We start from the raw sequence: 16883 nt of genomic DNA on the forward strand, positions 1-16883 counted from the left end.
CTGGCGTTAACGCCAGATGCTGACGACAGGAGGATATTATGGCGATTTTGGTGACCGGCGGTGCCGGATACATTGGTTCGCACACCGTATTGGCGCTGCTGGAACGGGGTGAGGATGTGGTGGTGCTGGACAATTTGGTCAATGCGTCTGAAGAGTCCTTGCGACGCGTAGCGCAGCTGACGGGCAAAGCCGCAAAGTTCTATCGGGGTGATATACAGGACGCAGGCTGCTTGCAGCGGATCTTTAACGAGCAGCAGATTGCTTCGGTGATCCACTTCGCCGGTCTGAAGGCGGTAGGGGAGTCGACCCAGAAACCCCTGGAGTATTATCAAAACAACGTGACGGGCACCTTGGTCCTGCTGGAAGCGATGCGTCAGGCCGGCGTTCACCGGTTTATCTTTAGCTCCTCCGCCACGGTGTACGGTGAAAATGCGCCGGTGCCTTATCGCGAGGATATGCCGATTGGCGGTACCACCAGCCCTTACGGTACCTCAAAATGGATGGTGGAGCAGATCCTGCAGGATTTTGCCAAGGCCGAACCGGCATTTTCGATTATCGCGCTACGCTACTTCAACCCGGTAGGCGCCCATGAGTCGGGGCTGATTGGTGAAGATCCCAGCGGCATTCCCAATAACCTGCTGCCGTATATCGCGCAGGTCGCTATTGGCCAGCGTGAAAGCCTGAGCGTGTTCGGCGGCGATTACCCGACCAAAGACGGCACCGGCGTGCGTGATTACATTCACGTGATGGATGTTGCTCAGGGTCACCTGGCGGCGATGGACCACTTAAAACAGATCGCCGGTTTCAAAGCCTATAATTTGGGCTCGGGGGTAGGGTATTCGGTGTTGGAAATGGTGCAGGCGTTTGAGAAAGCCTCGGGGGTAACCATTCCCTACCAGATTTTACCGCGCCGTGCGGGCGATCTGCCTGCCTTCTGGGCCGATGCCAGCCTGGCGAAACAGGAGCTGGGCTGGCAAGTGCAACGCGGCCTTGATCTGATGATGCGCGATACCTGGAACTGGCAAAGTAAAAACCCGCAGGGCTACCGCCAATAGTTTTTCATCGACAGTAAAAAAGGGTTCAGCTTGCTGAACCCTTTGTTTTTAGTGCGGCGTAACGCTTAAGCCAGCTTTTGTTGCGCCCAGGCCAAACCGCTTTGGTATTCGGCCGGTAACAGCGGCGCCAAAGCCTGCAATGCCTGTTGCAACGCACCGGCGTCGGGATCGTTCAGGTTGAGATGCCCAACCTTGCGGCCCTCGCGCACCTCTTTCTCGTACCAGTGCAGATGCACCAGCGGTAACGCCAGCCACTGCTGATTTACCGCGGTACCGATCAGGTTGACCATCACCGACGGGGTGCTCACGACCGGCTTCGGCAGCGGCAGGGCGAGAATGGCACGCAGGTGCAGTTCGAACTGGCTGATAGACGCGCCGTTTTGCGTCCAGTGGCCGCTGTTGTGGACCCGAGGCGCCAGTTCGTTAATCAGCAGACGATCGCCAACGATAAAACACTCCATCGCCATGACGCCGACGTAGTTCAGTTCATCAAGGATCGCCGTCAGCATCTGTTCAGCTTGCTGTTGCAGCGCAGGATTGGGCTGCGGCAACGCCACGCTGGTGCGCAGAATGCCTTCTTCATGCAGGTTATGGGTCAGCGGATAGAACACCGATTTACCGTCGTGTCCGCGTGCGCCGACCAATGAGACCTCGCCGGAGAAGTTAATCCCCTGTTCGACGATGCATTCGCCATAGGCATCGGCCGGCAGTTCGGCTTCCTGACCTGGGCGCAGACGCCACTGACCCCGGCCGTCGTAACCGCCGACGCGACGTTTAACGATAGCCAGTTCGCCCAGGGTCGCGAAAACCTGCGGCCACTCGGCGACGTCGGTCAGCAACTGCCAGGGGGCAGTGGCCAGGCCGAGCTGATCGAGTAACTGTTTTTGCGTCAGGCGGTCCGCCAGACGGGGGAAAATATCGCGGTTAACGAAGCTGTTGTGGGTCGCCAGCTCACGCGTCAGCGCGGTTTCCGGCCAACGCTCGATTTCGGCGGTGATCACGCTGTTTTGATAAGGTACCGCTTCCGGCTCGGCGTCGAGGCCAACCGGATAGACGGCGATCCCCAGCGGCTCACCGGCCTGGCGCAGCATACGCCCCAATTGACCGTTACCCAGTACGCAAACCGGCTTCATGCTTCCTCCCGCGGGTCCGGGTTATTCAGCACCTCGTCAGTCTGCGCCTGACGCCAATCGGCCAGGCGTTGCGCCAACTCAGCGTCATGCAACGCCAGAATTTGCGCTGCCAGCAGTGCAGCATTGGCGGCGCCGGCCTTGCCGATCGCCAGGGTGCCCACCGGAATACCGCGCGGCATTTGCACGATGGAATACAGGCTGTCCACGCCGCTCAAGGCAGCGCTTTGCACCGGCACACCCAGCACCGGCACCAGGGTTTTCGCCGCCAGCATACCCGGCAGGTGCGCAGCACCGCCCGCACCGGCAATGATCACGTCAATACCCTTGGCGCTTGCCTGTTCGGCAAAGCTGAACAGCTTGTCTGGCGTGCGATGAGCGGAAACGACTTCGACATGGAACGGGACGTCGAGTGAGGTCAGGACTTCGGCCGCAAACTGCATGGTGGCCCAGTCACTTTTCGATCCCATTACAATTGCGATTTTAACCTCAGCGTGAGTGGCTGAAGCGGCGTTGGCTCCCATGGGTGTAAGGCTCCTGTAATTGTACAAACGACGGCCGATTGCCTGCGGCGGGAGGCCGAATGAGGGCGTAGAGCATACCATGAGCGAACGGCAAGGAAAACGGTTGCGTCGCCGGTTTTGATCGTCAAAAGCGCGAATTTTTATACCCGCGCGTTAAGTCAGAAGCTTAGAAAGGGAATTGGATCAGTTCGACGGCGTCGGCGCTGACTTTGATCATCGAGCCTTCTTCATGCCAGGCACCCAGCACTAAACGGTGAGCTTTGCCGTTGCTCAGCGTCAACTCATGCACGGCCGGACGATGCGTGTGGCCATGGATCATCCAGTGAACCTGGTGGTTCAGCATGGTTTGCTCAACCGCCTGCGGGTTGACGTCCATGATGGCGTCCGATTTGTATTGGTTGCTTTGCCGGCTGCGGGCACGCATTTTAGCGGCGATCTTAAGGCGCCAGCGTAAAGGCATTGCCAGGAACAATTTTTGAATCAGTGGGTTGTGTACTTTTCGGCGGAACTGTTGGTAGGCCCGATCGTCGGTACACAGCGTGTCACCGTGCAGGATCAGGATTTTGCGGCCATACAGGTCCAGCACCTTTTCTTCCGGCAGCAGTTGCATGCCGCTGGCACGGGCAAAGCGCCTGCCCACCAGAAAATCACGGTTGCCGTGGATAAAGTAGCAGGGCACGCCTGCCTGTTGCAGCGTTTTCAGCGCCGCGGCGATTTCAGCATGCAGCGGTTCGGGATCGTCATCGCCGATCCAGGCTTCGAACAGATCGCCGAGTATGTACAGGGCTTCGGCGTGTATGGCATCTTGCCGCAAAAAACGCAGAAAACCGGCAGTAATTGCCGGTTCCTGTGCGCTTAAGTGCAGATCTGCAATGAACAGCGTGTTCATTCAGCTGCGATTACTCGCTGACGGTAACGCTGGTGACGATCACGTCTTCTACCGGTACGTCCTGGTGCATGCCGCTGCGGCCAGTTTTCACGGCTTTGATCTTGTTAACCACGTCCATGCCTTCAACCACTTCAGCAAACACGCAGTAGCCCCAACCCTGGGCGTTTTCGCCGCGGAAGTTCAGGAAGTCGTTGTCTGCTACGTTGATGAAGAACTGTGCGGTCGCGGAGTGTGGATCGTTAGTACGCGCCATTGCCAGGGTACCGATGGTGTTTTTCAGACCGTTGTTGGCTTCGTTCTTGATGGTGGCTTTGGTGTCTTTCTGGCTCATACCCGGCTCAAAACCGCCGCCCTGAATCATGAAGCCATTGATAACACGGTGGAAAATGGTGTTGTTGTAGAAACCGTCACGGCAGTAGTTCAGGAAGTTTTCAACGGTAACCGGTGCTTTGTCCGCGAAGGTGTTGATAACGATGTCGCCGTGATTAGTGTGGAAAGTAACCATAGTTTTAGTCCTAACAAGATGAAGTGAGATGTCACATGGAGCGAGTGAACTATCAGACCGCCGTTATAACATATCTCCTGTAATGAGTCAGCAGCGGCTAAACCGCGCTCAGGCTGTGGTAAATCGCAATTTGTTATATTATAACATCTGTGGCAATCGCTGATTTATCACCGTTTTCCACCTCTGAGCTCAGCAAAGCGCGGCCTTAACCTTGCATTAGATCAGGCTTCGGGTTTCAATACGCTGCTGGGTGAACAACCTTAACCCTGGTTATCATTTTTGTTATCACGCACACCACGGAATGTCCCGATGCTAAAGATTTTTAATACCCTGAGTCGTCAAAAAGAGGAATTTAAACCCATTCATGCCGGTAAAGTGGGCATGTACGTGTGCGGGGTAACCATCTATGACCTGTGTCATATCGGACATGGGCGTACCTTCGTTGCTTTCGACGTGGTGGCACGTTATCTGCGCTATCTCGGCTACTCGCTGAACTATGTGCGTAACGTTACCGACGTTGACGACAAAATTATCCGCCGCGCGACTGAAAATGGCGAAAGCTGCGATCAACTGACCGCACGCATGCTGGCGGAGATGCACGCCGACTTCGATTCTCTGCTGATCGAACGACCGGACATTGAACCGCGTGCGACCCAGCATATCGCCGAGATCATTGAGATCACCCAGCGCCTGATCGATCGCGATCACGCATATGTGGCCAGCAACGGCGACGTGATGTTCTCCATCGACAGCGATCCGCAATACGGTTTGCTGTCACGCCAGGATCTGGATCAGCTGCAGGCCGGTGCGCGCGTAGAAATCGACGACGTGAAACGCAACCCGATGGACTTCGTGCTGTGGAAGATGTCCAAGCCGGGCGAACCGAGCTGGGCGTCGCCTTGGGGCGCAGGGCGTCCGGGTTGGCACATTGAATGTTCTGCCATGAACTGCAAGCAGCTTGGCACCCATTTTGATATCCACGGTGGCGGTTCCGATCTGATGTTCCCGCACCACGAGAACGAAATTGCCCAGTCGAGCTGCGCCCACGACGGCCCGTACGTCAATTACTGGATGCACTCCGGCATGGTGATGATCGACAAAGAAAAAATGTCGAAATCCCTGGATAACTTCTTCACTATTCGCGACGTGCTGGGTTACTACGACGCTGAAACCGTGCGTTACTTCCTGATGTCCGGCCACTATCGCAGCCAGTTGAACTACAGCGAAGAGAATCTGAAGCAGGCCCGTACCGCTCTGGAACGCCTGTACACTGCGCTGCGTGGCACAGATGCCAACGCCCAACCGGCCGGCGGCGACGTGTTTGAAGCCCGTTTCCGTGAAGCCATGGACGACGACTTCAACACGCCGGAAGCTTACTCGGCGCTGTTTGATTTGGCGCGTGAGGTTAACCGTCTGAAAGCTGAAGACATGACGGCGGCGAACGGCATGGCTGCAGAACTGCGCAAGCTGGCGAAGGTGCTCGGTCTGCTGCAGCAGGAACCTGAACAGTTCCTGCAGAGCGGCGCACAGGTCGATGATGGTGAAGTGGCGGAGATCGAAGCCTTGATCAAGCAGCGCAACGATGCGCGTAAAGCCAAAGATTGGGCGTTGGCGGATGCCGCGCGCGATCGCTTGAATGAGATGAACATCGTGCTGGAAGATGGCCCGCAGGGAACCACCTGGCGCCGTAAGTAATCCGCTTTAGGCTACAAACAAAAAAGGCGCTGAGTTAATCTTCAGCGCCTTTTTCTATGGAGCGGGGATTACGGCTTAACTACAACCTTACCGCCGTTAAACTCCACGACCTGATCGGCAACGATTTTGCAGCGTTTGCGCGTTTCGACTTTGCCGTTCACTTTCACCTGCCCATCGGCGATGACTTCTTTGGCGGCACCGCCGCTTTCACACCAGCCCTGGAATTTGAGCAGGTCGCACAGTTCGACGTGCGGGTGATTATCCAGATTAAAAGTTTCCATACTGCCTTACTTATTTAGGTTGAACGTCGTGATATTCCTCGCAGGCCTGCAAGGTATTTTGGATCAGTGTAGCAACGGTCATTGGACCCACGCCACCCGGAACCGGAGTTATGTAGGCGGCGCGTTCGCTTGCGGCGTCAAAATCCACGTCGCCGACCACTTTACCACTTTCCAGACGGTTAATGCCGACGTCCACCACGATAGCGCCAGGTTTTATCCAGTCGCCCGGAATAAAGCCCGGTTTGCCGACCGCCACGACCAGCAGATCGGCGTTTTCAACGTGGTGGCGCAGGTTCTTGGTGAAACGGTGGGTTACGGTGGTGGTGCACCCGGCCAGCAGCAGCTCCATGCTCATTGGGCGGCCGACGATGTTGGACGCGCCAACCACGACGGCATTCAGGCCATAGGTATCGATGTTGTAACGCTCAAGCAGGGTGACGATACCGCGTGGGGTGCAGGGGCGCAGTTTTGGCGCACGTTGGCACAGGCGGCCAACGTTGTACGGATGGAAACCGTCGACGTCTTTATCCGGATGAATACGCTCCAGCACCTTGACGTTGTCGATACCGGCCGGCAGCGGCAGCTGCACTAAAATGCCGTCGATCTCAGCGTCGGCGTTCAGCCGATCGATCAGCGCCAGCAGTTCAGCCTCACTGGTGGTGGCAGGCAGATCGTAAGAGCGGGAGAGGAAGCCCACTTCATCACAGGCGCGGCGCTTGCTGGCGACGTAAATCTGTGAGGCCGGGTTCTCGCCAACCAATACTACCGCCAGGCCCGGCGCGCGTTTCCCGGCAGCCAGACGTTGTTTAACTTGCTCAGCCACTTCGTTTCTAACCTGCTGCGCAATCGTTTTACCATCAATAATCTTTGCTGACATCAGTGAGGAAATCCATCAATTAAGAAAAGCGGGGATAGCGCTATTTTGTCAGAAGCGGAGCGCGCTGTCAGGCGCTGAATCGCGATCGACGGCGTTTGTCGGGGGCGATTTACGCTTTTTTTATACCAACGGAATGATCCTCTACGCCTTTTTTACCGCTCGCTGCGTAAGCTGTGGCTATTCACACTGCGGTACGGGAGTCAAAATCATGATGCTCATTACCCGGTTGCACTTTTTACATCTGCCTCTTGATAGCCAGGCATGCCAGCCAAGGCACGTGGGGGAAACGGTATTCGATTCGTCCTTGCACCCGGCTGACGTCGCGCAGTTAATTGCGCTGCATCAGCTTGCCGCACACAAAACACCGCCCTCATGGAGAACGCGCCTGGGCGCATTGTGCCGGAGGCTGCGCGCATGAGAAACATCAAAGGGATGGGTTTTATGCTGCTGGTATGGGGGCCAATGGCGCAGGCTTCGTTAAACGCCGCACCGGTTAGCGCAGTCTTACAGCAACCGTTATCGGCGGCTTGCACCCTGTTGACGGCTCAGCATGCCGATTGGGGAAACATCAACGCGATGGTGCGCTCGGCCCGCGTTTGCCTGCAGCGCCCGGCAGAACAGCAACAGTCGGATCGTCTTCCTGAGCCCTCTGATTCCGGCCTGGCCCAGCGCAACAGCCGCCAACTGTCGGATTTAACCCAAGGAAAATGACGCGGTTAACTCAACGCAGAGCGGCGGCAATGGTTGAAAATTCATCATAAAGCACGGCGACTGCCGTAACGTCATGAAAAGGCATTGACTCAATGATCTCTGACCGTATAATCCAACCCGCAACTCCCGGTTGCCGCATCCCAATGCGCCCTTAGCTCAGTTGGATAGAGCAACGGCCTTCTAAGCCGTAGGTCACAGGTTCGAGCCCTGTAGGGCGTACCATTAAGCTTCGCCAATAGCATCAATATCTCCTCCATTGTCTCGATTTGATATGGACGCCCTTTGGGCTCAAAAAACCGGCATCGCGCTATCGTCCTCTGATCATTTATTTACATCCTAAATAAATTCACGCCAGAAAAAATGGATATTAATTTAAGTGTAAATAATAAATTAAATCGTTTTTTAATTTAAGTGGCTTAATTTTTTTCGAAAATTAAACTTATCCACGTTCAACTTCGCTGTCATTATCCTGTCACATTATTCCACTAAGTTATCGCGCTTACGCTTATTGGCGTGCTTTCTTGATTATTATGGAATGATAATGAAAATAAAACTCTCAATACTGGCAATAACTCTGGCCTGCTCTGGTTTTTCATGGGCTGAGATAGATATTACCTCAACAAAAGAAAGTTTATATTCACAGCGGCAGGGGTGGTTTGACAGCTTGCATGAGCGAGTGCTGACAAGCTACCCGGGGAAAGGTTCTCAGGCATCAGAATGGGATCGGCAAGCCAGTAATGAATATACGGCTATTACTGGCGAACGCTATGGGTTGGCCTATGACGATCAAGATCAATCATCAGAATATATCTATCGTAGTTTTGCTGTTGCAGCATTAGGTGAGCAAGCCAACGCCCCGGATCTTCGCTCAATAACCTCTTATAATCAAATAAGCGAATTATATAAAACAGCGACCTATGCCTATGATGCCAACAGCGGTCGAACGCGCTCATTCGATTTTATACTGAAAGATGAATTTAAGCGGGGAAGGCCTTATCAGGTATTGGACGAAAAGGGTGATTACATAAAAAATTACCTGTCGGTGAAAGGTTCTTCCTTCCCGAGTGGACATACGTGGTCGGGTTTTAAACAGGCTATCGCTTTGTCACTGATATTCCCTGAACGAGGGAGTGAGATATTTTCGCGCGCCCTGCAATTTGGCGAAAGCCGAGTGATCGTGGGCGCTCATTTCCCAACCGATACTATAGCTTCGCGAGTCGGCAGCTATTTCTCATTGGCGCAATTGTTGGCCGATGACAGCATTGCGGCTACGCTCGCCGATTTGGCAAAGGCAACCCGAAGTGAAATAGCCAAGGGTTGTCACGAAAATACCGGAGGTTGCATCGCTGCTACGCAACCTGGAACCCCGTTGTATTCAAGCAACAGTATAGGTTACTACGGAAAAAAAGAGTCTGCCGATGTACCTCGTATTACCCCGGATGATATGCCGGATAAAGCCGGCTACTTATTACGCCTGCGTTTCCCTTATTTGACCGAGGCCAACTGGCGCAGCATTTTGGCCAGCACCGCTTACCCGAGCAATTCTTTAGCGGGATGGACGATACAATCGGGTAACCCTGACTCGTTTTGGGGCGTTATAGATTTACCCAAAGCTTACGGCGGCCCGGCCTATCTATACGACTCTCTGGTGGTCAATCAGACTTTTAACCCTGCCTATGATGTTGTTGGTTTTTCCTTATCCGACGAATGGAAAAACGATATCGAGGGGCCAGGCAAGCTGATTAAAAATGGTGAGGGCAGCCTGACGCTTGCAGGCAACGATCGTTTTGGCGGGCTGGAGGTTAATCAGGGGACGCTGATTGTTTCCGGCAATGCGCAATACAGCGATAAGTCAGTGGTTAACGGCGGAACGCTGGTTATTAGCGGGGGATTAAATTCAGCCCTGGATATCAACCGTGGCGGCGTCGTCATCGCCGATGGGGCAGTAAACTCGACTTTAGATGTTAATCAGGGCGGCTTGCTCAGCGGCAACGGGGTGGTGAATAGATTAACCGTCCATCAGGGCGGTGTGGTCACGCCGGGCCACTCGATAGGCGTATTGCATGTAGCCGACAGGGTGGCTTTTGAGCCAGGCTCGCAATATTGGGTAGAGGTGGCGGCAAACGGTCAGAGCGATCGAATTCTCAGTGCGGGTACGGCTATTTTGAATGGCGGTAACGTTAATGTATCACTGGAGAACAGCGGCAACCTGCTGTCACAAAGTGAGGTTCGCAGCCTGCTGGGCCAGCAGTACAACATTCTGACCGCCCAGCAGGGCATCAACGGGCAGTTTGATGCTGTGGCGCCAAACTACCTGTTCCTCGGTACCGGGCTGACCTACCAGCCAAATCAGGTGACGCTCAATGTCGGCCGTAATGACACCCGTTTTGCCAGCGTGGCGGCAACGCAGAACGAGCGGGCGGTGGCGGTGGCGGCAGATGCGCTGGTGGCGGGCAACCCGGTGTTTGAAAGCATCCTTAACGCCGGTTCGGTGGGGGAAGCGCGGCAGGCATTCCGCCAGCTGTCGGGGCAGATCCACGCGGATATCGCCTCGGCACAGGTGAACGACAGCCGCTACCTGCGCGACGCCCTTAACGGTCGCCTGCGGCAGGCGGAAGGGCTGGCGACCTCGCCGGACATCAAGGCGGACGACGACGGTGGCGCCTGGGCACAGCTGCTGGGGGCCTGGGACCACGCGTCGGGCGATGCCAACGCCACGGGCTATCAGGCATCGACCTACGGCGTGTTGGTGGGGCTGGACTCGGCGCTGGCGGATGCATGGCGGTTAGGGGGCGCGACCGGTTATACCCGCACCTCGCTGAACGGCGGTTATGGCTCGAATGCTGACAGCGACAACTACCACCTGGCGGTGTACGGCGGCAAACAGTTCGGTGAACTGGCGCTGCGTGCCGGTGGGGGTTACACCTGGCACCGTTTCGATACCTCACGCTCGGTGAACTACGGCATGCAGTCGGATCGCGAAACCGCGAAGTACAGCGCGCGCACCGAGCAGGTGTTCGCCGAAGCGGGATACAGCATAAAAGCGGCCTGGGTGAATCTGGAGCCGTTCGCCAACCTGGCGTACATCAACTTCCAGAACAACGGCATCGCGGAAGACGGTGGGGCGGCGGCGCTGCACGGTGACAAGCAACACACCGACGCGACGGTCTCGACGCTGGGGCTGCGTGCGGACACCGAGTGGCAGGCGAGCAAAACCACCGCGGTGGCGCTGCGCAGCGAGCTGGGTTGGCAGCATCAGTACGGCGATCTGGCTCGCGGTACCGGGCTGAAGTTCAACGGCGGCAGCTCACCGTTCGTGGTGAACAGCGTGTCGGCGTCGCGTGACGGTGCGGTGCTGAAAGCCAGTGCGGAAGTGGCGGTGAACAAGAACGCCACGCTGTCGCTGGGCTATGGCGGGCTGTTGTCGCAAAACTACCAGGACAATAGCGTTAACGCCAGTTTTACCTGGAAGTTCTGACGGGCTATCAAAACAGTACCCATCGGCCGGAAAGGAAGTCGCATCGGGAACGAATATTTTCGTTCCCGATGCGTGGATATTATTCGTTTGGCAACGAGAAAAACGACTGCGCGTTCTTGCCCAAAATCTGGCGTTTGCTGTTCTCCGGCAAGGCAGAGCTGCTGACCAAATGGCCAATTTGTTGCTCCCCCAACGGGAAAGGGGCATCCGAGCCCAGCATGACGCGATCCGCCCCCAGGGTATCCACCAGGAGTTGTAAAGCCAGCGGATCGAACACGGCGGAGTCGACGAAGAAGCGATCCAGATAGCTTGAAGGTTTATGCGGGCAATCTTCACGCACGATATCGCGCTGCTCCCAGGCGTTATCGACCCTCCCCATCAGGTAGGCAAAGCTGCCGCCCCCATGGGCAAAACAGAGTTTCAGGCTGCGCGGCAAGCGTTCGAAGGCGCCGGAGAGAATCAAAGAGAGGATTGCCAGCTGCGTTTCCGCCGGCATTGCTACCAGCCAGGGCAGCATCCATTTCTTCATGCGCTCCGAGCCTCCCATCATATCCCAGGGATGTACCAGCACCGGGATACCCTCGTGGGCGCAGTGGGTCAGAAAGACGATCAGCGATTCATGATCCAGATCCTTTGCCCCCACGTGATTACCTATTTGCACGCCAATATGACCACACTCTTTTGCCCGGCTGGCTTCGCGGCAGGCGGCCTCGCTGTCCTGCAGGGGAACCTGCGCCAGCACCTTCAGCCGTCGCGGGTTGGCAGACGCCATCTCCAGCGCCCGATCGTTCATCAACTGGACCCAGGGCAGGGCGCGATCGAGAGCGACGTCATAGGCAAACATGACCGGCGTGGCGCACATGATCTGAATATCGATCTGCTGTTCATCCAGCTGTTCCAGGCGGCGTTCGGCATCCCACAGGGCGTCATAGACCGGCCGGAAAGGCTTATCATTGAGCATGATCTGGCCTTCGCGCCCGTGGATTGCCAACCAGGGAGCCCGCTCAACATCCAGCCTGGCAGCCTCTTGTTGGCTGATTTTAGGGAAAAAATGCGAGTGGATATCTATTTTCATCGGGTTTCTGTTGCCTTCAGTGTGCGATGCCAGGTTTGTGCATCGCGGCTTGGGTGGATCTCGCCGCACTGGCTGCAGCGGCGTTCTTCATCGCTGGTTGCATAAAATTGTTCATAAACCGGGGGGAGATCCGCCACGATGCTCTTGAGGTTCATTTCATATCTTTTGATCAGGTTGCCGCAGGCCGCGCATGACCACTGTATGGCGTCCGGCTCATTTTCCGGGCGCATCCGTTCCAGCACCAGGCAAAGGCTGCCCTCTTCCGGGCGTTGAGGAGAATGAAGCACATGGGGTGCCATCAGGAAAATGTCCCCTTCACGCAGGTCGATGCGGTCGTAACGGCCGTCATCCCAGATGTTCAGATAGGCATTCCCTTTAAACTGGTAGAAGAACTCCTCTACCGGGTTATCGTGAAAATCGGTGCGCTGATTCGGCCCACCGACGACGGTGACCATGTAATCGCTGTCCTGCCAAATCTGTTGGTTATTGACCGGGGGTTTGAGCCGATGCGCGTTACTGTCTAGCCAAGTATTGAAGTTGAGCGGAAATCCATATTTGAAGTTAGACATTGTTATTCTCCGATTTGTAGGGCAGAGGATATGCACAGGTTATTTTTGGGGCTTATAGGCGATGGCCTTGATCTCAATTAACAAGTGCGGGTGGGGTAGTTGGTGTACCGCCACGGTGGTGCGGGTTGGGCCGTCATAGTCAAAATAGTCGGCATACACCGCGTTATAACCGGCAAAATCGTTCATATTGACGAGAAAAGCGCCGATCTCGACAACATCATTCAGGTCGGCTCCGACGCTGCGCAGAATGTCGCGGATATTATCGAGCACCGCCCGAGTCTGTACGTCGATATCCAGGCGGGTTGCGCCCATGGCATCGGCTTCGGCCCCGGCAATGCTGTTGTCCGGTAATCTGGCGCTGGTGCCGGAGACAAACAGAAAATCGCCGGCCCGTTTCACGTGTGGAAAGCGTCCGCGTGGGGTGGCTTTTCCTTTAACAACCACAGCCTGGTTACTCATGGCTCGCCCTCGGTATGAAATGCCGTTCGCCCAAAACCGGAAATATCGACGCTGACGTGCAGCCCGGGGCGTAAAGCTTCTGCTGCGGTCGCCGCACCTGCGAGGATCACCGAGCCGGCAGGCAACACGCGTTCTTGTTTATGCAACAGGTTGGCGATCTGCACCAGTGCACGCAATGGATGCCCAAGAATAGCTGCGGTGCTGCCAACCTGCACCGGACGCCCATGAAAGTTCATCACCACACCCAGGTTATCGATGGCGCGCTGCGGGTTCTGCAAGGCCCCCACGACGAATTTGGCGGATGAGCAGTTGTCGGCAATCACGTCCTCAAGGGTGAAGCGGAAATCGCGGTAACGGGAATCGATAATCTCCAGCGCAGGGCATACCCCTTCAAGCACCCGGCCGGCTTCGGCCAGGGACAGCGGGCCATTGATCTCTTTGCCGGTGATAAAACAGAGTTCAGGTTCCACGCGCGGGTGGATCAACTCGCGCAGATCCAGTGTTCCTCCTTCTTCAATCTGCATGGCATCGGTCAGTTCTCCCCAAATAAGATGGTCAACGCCCATCTGCTGCATTTTGGCGCGGCTGGTGAAACCCAGCTTCAGGCCGACGCGACGCTCTCCACGCTGCTCGCGCAGCCGGATCCCTTCAGCCTGAATCCGATAGGCCGTGGGAAGATCCAGAGCCTGCTGTCCGGTTAACTGTGCGGTGGCTTGCTGGCTGAGTGTGGCCTGGTCTAGCTGAGTGGCCAGTGCGGTAAGATCCATGATTTTGCTCATGCAATGTTCTCCTGAAGCCTGTTTCGCTGGGCCAGCAAATCCAGGGCGACGTCAACGATCATATCTTCCTGGCCGCCGACCATACGCCGACGGCCGACCTCCAATAAGATATCGGCGGTTTTAAGTTGATACTGCTCCGCCGCCTTTTCGGCATGGCGCAGGAAACTGGAGTAGACGCCGGCATACCCCAGCGACAGACTCTCACGATCGACGCGTACCGGACGATCCTGCAATGGACGCACCAGATCGTCTGCCGCGTCCATCAGTTGCAGCAGGTCGCAACCGTGGTTCCAGCCCAAACGTTCGGCGGTGGCGATAAAGACCTCAAGCGGCGCATTGCCGGCACCGGCGCCCTGACCGGCCAGCGAAGCGTCGACCCGCTGACAGCCTTCCTCCACTGCGACAATCGAGTTGGCGACCCCAAGCGCTAAATTATGGTGAGCGTGCATGCCGATTTCCGTGTTTTCATCGAGCACCTCGCGCAGAGCGCGGAAGCGATCGCGGATATCCTGCATCAGCATGGCGCCGCCAGAATCGACCACGTACACGCAGGTGGCCCCGTAGGACTCCATCAGTTTCGCCTGCTGTGCCAGATGTTTGGGTTCAGCCATATGGGACATCATCAGAAAGCCGACGGTGTCCATCCCAAGCTCACGCGCATAGCTAATGTGTTGGCGCGAAATATCCGCTTCGATGCAGTGAGTGGCGACGCGCACTACCCGCGCGCCAGCATCATAGGCATTACGCAAATCGTGAACGGTACCGATACCCGGCAACAGCAGCGTCGCGATCCGGGCATGGCTGACCGACTCTGCGGCAGCGGCAATCCACTCGACGTCGCTGTGCGCGCCGAAGCCGTAGTTGAAGCTGGAGCCGGATAGCCCATCACCGTGGGCCACTTCGATCGAGTCCACGCCGGCGCGATCCAATGCGGCGGCGATTTGCCGCACCTGAGGCAATGAATAGCGGTGGCGTACGGCATGGGAACCGTCACGCAAAGTGACATCGGAGATATAGAGTTTTTTCATCTTCATGCTCCCTGACCCTGCAGCAAACGCCTTGCGATATGCTCACCGCAGGCCAGTGCGGCTGACGTCATGATATCGAGGTTGCCGGCATAGGCCGGTAAATAGTGGGCGGCCCCTTCCACCTCCAGGAAGATGGACACTTTCAGGCCTCCTTGCGGGCCCAAATCCGGATAAAGATGCGCGTCGGCCGGGGCTATGGTTTCAAACTGGACTTCCTGCTTCAGGCGATAGCCGGGTACGTAATCTTGCACTTTGGCCACCATGGCAACGACCGCGTCGGTAATCGCTTGGCGATCGCTCGGTGGTGTCAGGCAGAAAACGGTATCACGCATCATCAAGGGCGGTTCGGCTGGGTTGAGGATAATGATGGCCTTGCCCCGCCTTGCGCCGCCCACACTTTGCAATGCCAGCGCGGTGGTTTCGGTAAATTCGTCGATGTTCGCGCGAGTGCCGGGCCCCGCAGAACGGCTGGAGACCGAAGCGACAATTTCGGCATAGTAAACCTCGGTGACGCCGGCGACGGCGGCCACCATCGGAATGGTGGCCTGTCCGCCACAGGTGACCATATTCAGGTTTGGCGCATCGCTCTGGGTTGCCAGGTTTACCACCGGCACCACGTAGGGGCCGATGGCTGCCGGGGTCAGGTCGATCACCCGAACGCCATGCTGTTGCAGCAGTTTATTGTGGTGCGCGTGCGCCCCGGCCGAGGTGGCGTCAAAAACCACTTTGATTTCGCTGAAATCGGGCAGCGCGAGCAGGCCATCAATGCCTTCGGACGTCGTCGCCACGCCCAGCCGATTCGCACGGGCCAGGCCGTCGGAGGCAGGATCGATTCCGACCATCGCAGCCATTTTCAGGTGCTGACCGTGGCGCAGGATCTTGATCATCAGATCGGTGCCGATGTTGCCCGAACCGATGATTGCAGCGGCAATTTGCGCTGAGTTGCTCATTGATCACCTCCTGCGGCAGGAGCGAAGCGGCCGCTGACCTGACCGAGGCCCTCAATGCGGGCGCTAAACATATCCCCAGCGCAGGCCGCTACCATCGGCCCCAATGCGCCAGTGAGGATGATATCGCCGGCTCGCAATGCGTTGCCGCGTTGCGCCAGCGTGTCCGCCAACCACAAGGCGGCAAGCAGCGGATTGCCCAGACAGGCCGCTCCGGCACCCACCGAAACCGGTTCGCCAGCGCGCTCCAGCACCATGCCGCAGCCCAGCAGATCGACGTCCTTCAACAGCACCGGGCGGTTGCCCAGCACGAACAGACCGCAGGAGGCGTTATCGGCAATGGTGTCCGCCAGCGAGATATCCCAGCCGGCGATGCGGCTATCAACCACTTCGAGAGCGGGCAGCAGATAGGCGGTGGCGCGGATCAGGTCGGCGAGCGTGTTTTTTTCATGGGGCAGATCCTGTTCAAGTACCAAGGCGATCTCGGCTTCCACCTTGGGCTGAATCAGCCGACCGGCGGCAATCTCTTCACCGTCACACAGCGCCATGTCGGCGAACAGCTGGCCGAAATCCGGTTGATTGACCCCCAGTTGGCGCTGTACCGCCGCCGACGTCAGCCCGATTTTGCTGCCCACCGGCCGGTGTCCCTTTTGGATCCGCTCTTGGTTATTGACCCGCTGTACGGCATAGGCGGCATCGATATCCTGTGAACCCACCAGGTGGCGAACCGGCGCGCAGGGGCGGCCACTCTCGGCGGCCTGCCTGAGCATTTTGGCCGCTTCATGGTGTTCAGGCTTCAGTGAATTTGACACATGACTCTCCTGTTATGCGCCACGCGTGAACGTGGCCGTTTTCCCTGCGGCTGGGTATTGTCGTGAGCC

17 protein-coding genes and 1 tRNA gene are annotated in these 16883 nt (G+C 56.8%); 5 read left to right on the plus strand and 13 right to left on the minus strand.

The genetic code is table 11. From position 1 onward, the window contains the following. Window positions 1-38: 38 nt before the first annotated feature. Window positions 39-1055, plus strand: coding sequence for a UDP-glucose 4-epimerase GalE (gene galE / locus EBA31_RS04590; protein WP_046374324.1), 1017 nt, complete (start codon window positions 39-41; stop codon window positions 1053-1055). Window positions 1056-1120: 65 nt separating this feature from the next. On the opposite strand, the gene purK is transcribed toward galE, so the two are convergent. The 4 genes from purK to ppiB form a co-directional block, all read right to left on the minus strand. Next, window positions 1121-2188, minus strand: coding sequence for a 5-(carboxyamino)imidazole ribonucleotide synthase (purK, locus tag EBA31_RS04595; RefSeq protein ID WP_020825560.1), 1068 nt, complete (start codon window positions 2186-2188; stop codon window positions 1121-1123). Further along, complete coding sequence (gene purE / locus EBA31_RS04600; RefSeq protein ID WP_020825561.1) at window positions 2185-2709, minus strand: 5-(carboxyamino)imidazole ribonucleotide mutase; 525 nt, start codon at window positions 2707-2709, stop codon at window positions 2185-2187. Before purE ends, purK begins: the two co-directional genes overlap by 4 nt. A gap of 166 nt (window positions 2710-2875) precedes the next feature. Then, a complete protein-coding gene (gene lpxH / locus EBA31_RS04605) occupies window positions 2876-3598 on the minus strand; it encodes a UDP-2,3-diacylglucosamine diphosphatase (protein ID WP_046374322.1) in 723 nt (240 codons plus the stop codon). 10 nt (window positions 3599-3608) lie between these two features. Further along, the gene (gene ppiB / locus EBA31_RS04610) at window positions 3609-4103 is read right to left on the minus strand and encodes a peptidylprolyl isomerase B (RefSeq protein ID WP_020825563.1); all 495 of its coding nucleotides are present in this window, start codon (window positions 4101-4103) and stop codon (window positions 3609-3611) included. A gap of 309 nt (window positions 4104-4412) precedes the next feature. Here ppiB and cysS point away from each other — a divergent pair, with 309 nt between their 5' ends. After that, window positions 4413-5798: a cysteine--tRNA ligase gene (gene cysS, locus EBA31_RS04615; RefSeq protein ID WP_046374321.1), complete on the plus strand. Its 1386-nt coding sequence runs from the start codon at window positions 4413-4415 to the stop codon at window positions 5796-5798. A 68-nt stretch (window positions 5799-5866) separates the two neighbouring features. Here the strand turns inward: cysS and ybcJ are convergent, their stop codons facing one another. Both ybcJ and folD read right to left on the minus strand, forming a co-directional pair. Then, window positions 5867-6079 (minus strand): ribosome-associated protein YbcJ, encoded by a 213-nt coding sequence (gene ybcJ, locus EBA31_RS04620; RefSeq protein ID WP_012005606.1) that lies wholly within the window; start codon window positions 6077-6079, stop codon window positions 5867-5869. A gap of 10 nt (window positions 6080-6089) precedes the next feature. Further along, window positions 6090-6956: a bifunctional methylenetetrahydrofolate dehydrogenase/methenyltetrahydrofolate cyclohydrolase FolD gene (gene folD / locus EBA31_RS04625; RefSeq protein ID WP_115059808.1), complete on the minus strand. Its 867-nt coding sequence runs from the start codon at window positions 6954-6956 to the stop codon at window positions 6090-6092. Between the two features lie 414 nt (window positions 6957-7370). Between folD and EBA31_RS04635 the strand changes: the two genes are divergently transcribed. The 3 genes from EBA31_RS04635 to EBA31_RS04645 all read left to right on the plus strand — a co-directional run bounded on the left by EBA31_RS04635 (window position 7371) and on the right by EBA31_RS04645 (window position 11145). Further along, the gene (locus EBA31_RS04635; protein ID WP_044548777.1) at window positions 7371-7667 is read left to right on the plus strand and encodes a hypothetical protein; all 297 of its coding nucleotides are present in this window, start codon (window positions 7371-7373) and stop codon (window positions 7665-7667) included. Window positions 7668-7812: 145 nt separating this feature from the next. Continuing rightward, window positions 7813-7889: transfer RNA gene (locus EBA31_RS04640), tRNA-Arg, on the plus strand. A 313-nt stretch (window positions 7890-8202) separates the two neighbouring features. Then, window positions 8203-11145, plus strand: a complete 2943-nt coding sequence (locus EBA31_RS04645; RefSeq protein ID WP_369982322.1) for an autotransporter outer membrane beta-barrel domain-containing protein — start codon at window positions 8203-8205, stop codon at window positions 11143-11145. Between the two features lie 79 nt (window positions 11146-11224). Here the strand turns inward: EBA31_RS04645 and EBA31_RS04650 are convergent, their stop codons facing one another. Genes EBA31_RS04650 through EBA31_RS04680 form a run of 7 tightly spaced genes read right to left on the minus strand, consistent with a single transcriptional unit; the run spans window position 11225 to window position 16772 of the window. Next, window positions 11225-12220, minus strand: a complete 996-nt coding sequence (locus EBA31_RS04650) for an amidohydrolase family protein (RefSeq protein WP_122077553.1) — start codon at window positions 12218-12220, stop codon at window positions 11225-11227. Next, window positions 12217-12789 carry a 3-hydroxyanthranilate 3,4-dioxygenase gene (locus tag EBA31_RS04655; protein ID WP_046374308.1) on the minus strand — a complete coding sequence of 191 codons (573 nt, stop codon included), beginning with the start codon at window positions 12787-12789 and terminating at the stop codon, window positions 12217-12219. Before EBA31_RS04655 ends, EBA31_RS04650 begins: the two co-directional genes overlap by 4 nt. Before the next feature lie 39 nt (window positions 12790-12828). Continuing rightward, window positions 12829-13248, minus strand: a complete 420-nt coding sequence (locus tag EBA31_RS04660; RefSeq protein WP_044548812.1) for a RidA family protein — start codon at window positions 13246-13248, stop codon at window positions 12829-12831. Continuing rightward, window positions 13245-14027, minus strand: coding sequence for a 2-keto-4-pentenoate hydratase (locus EBA31_RS04665; protein ID WP_122077555.1), 783 nt, complete (start codon window positions 14025-14027; stop codon window positions 13245-13247). Before EBA31_RS04665 ends, EBA31_RS04660 begins: the two co-directional genes overlap by 4 nt. Then, window positions 14024-15061: a 4-hydroxy-2-oxovalerate aldolase gene (gene dmpG, locus EBA31_RS04670; protein ID WP_122077557.1), complete on the minus strand. Its 1038-nt coding sequence runs from the start codon at window positions 15059-15061 to the stop codon at window positions 14024-14026. The genes EBA31_RS04665 and dmpG overlap by 4 nt, the downstream gene beginning before the upstream one ends. Beyond that, window positions 15058-16005 carry an acetaldehyde dehydrogenase (acetylating) gene (locus tag EBA31_RS04675; RefSeq protein ID WP_122077559.1) on the minus strand — a complete coding sequence of 316 codons (948 nt, stop codon included), beginning with the start codon at window positions 16003-16005 and terminating at the stop codon, window positions 15058-15060. The genes dmpG and EBA31_RS04675 overlap by 4 nt, the downstream gene beginning before the upstream one ends. Further along, window positions 16002-16772, minus strand: a complete 771-nt coding sequence (locus EBA31_RS04680) for a 2-keto-4-pentenoate hydratase (RefSeq protein ID WP_122080583.1) — start codon at window positions 16770-16772, stop codon at window positions 16002-16004. Before EBA31_RS04680 ends, EBA31_RS04675 begins: the two co-directional genes overlap by 4 nt. Window positions 16773-16883: the final 111 nt, after the last annotated feature.

The sequence above is a fragment of the Serratia sp. P2ACOL2 genome, from assembly GCF_003691565.1.
In the GTDB taxonomy this organism is placed as follows: Bacteria; Pseudomonadota; Gammaproteobacteria; order Enterobacterales; family Enterobacteriaceae; genus Serratia; species Serratia liquefaciens.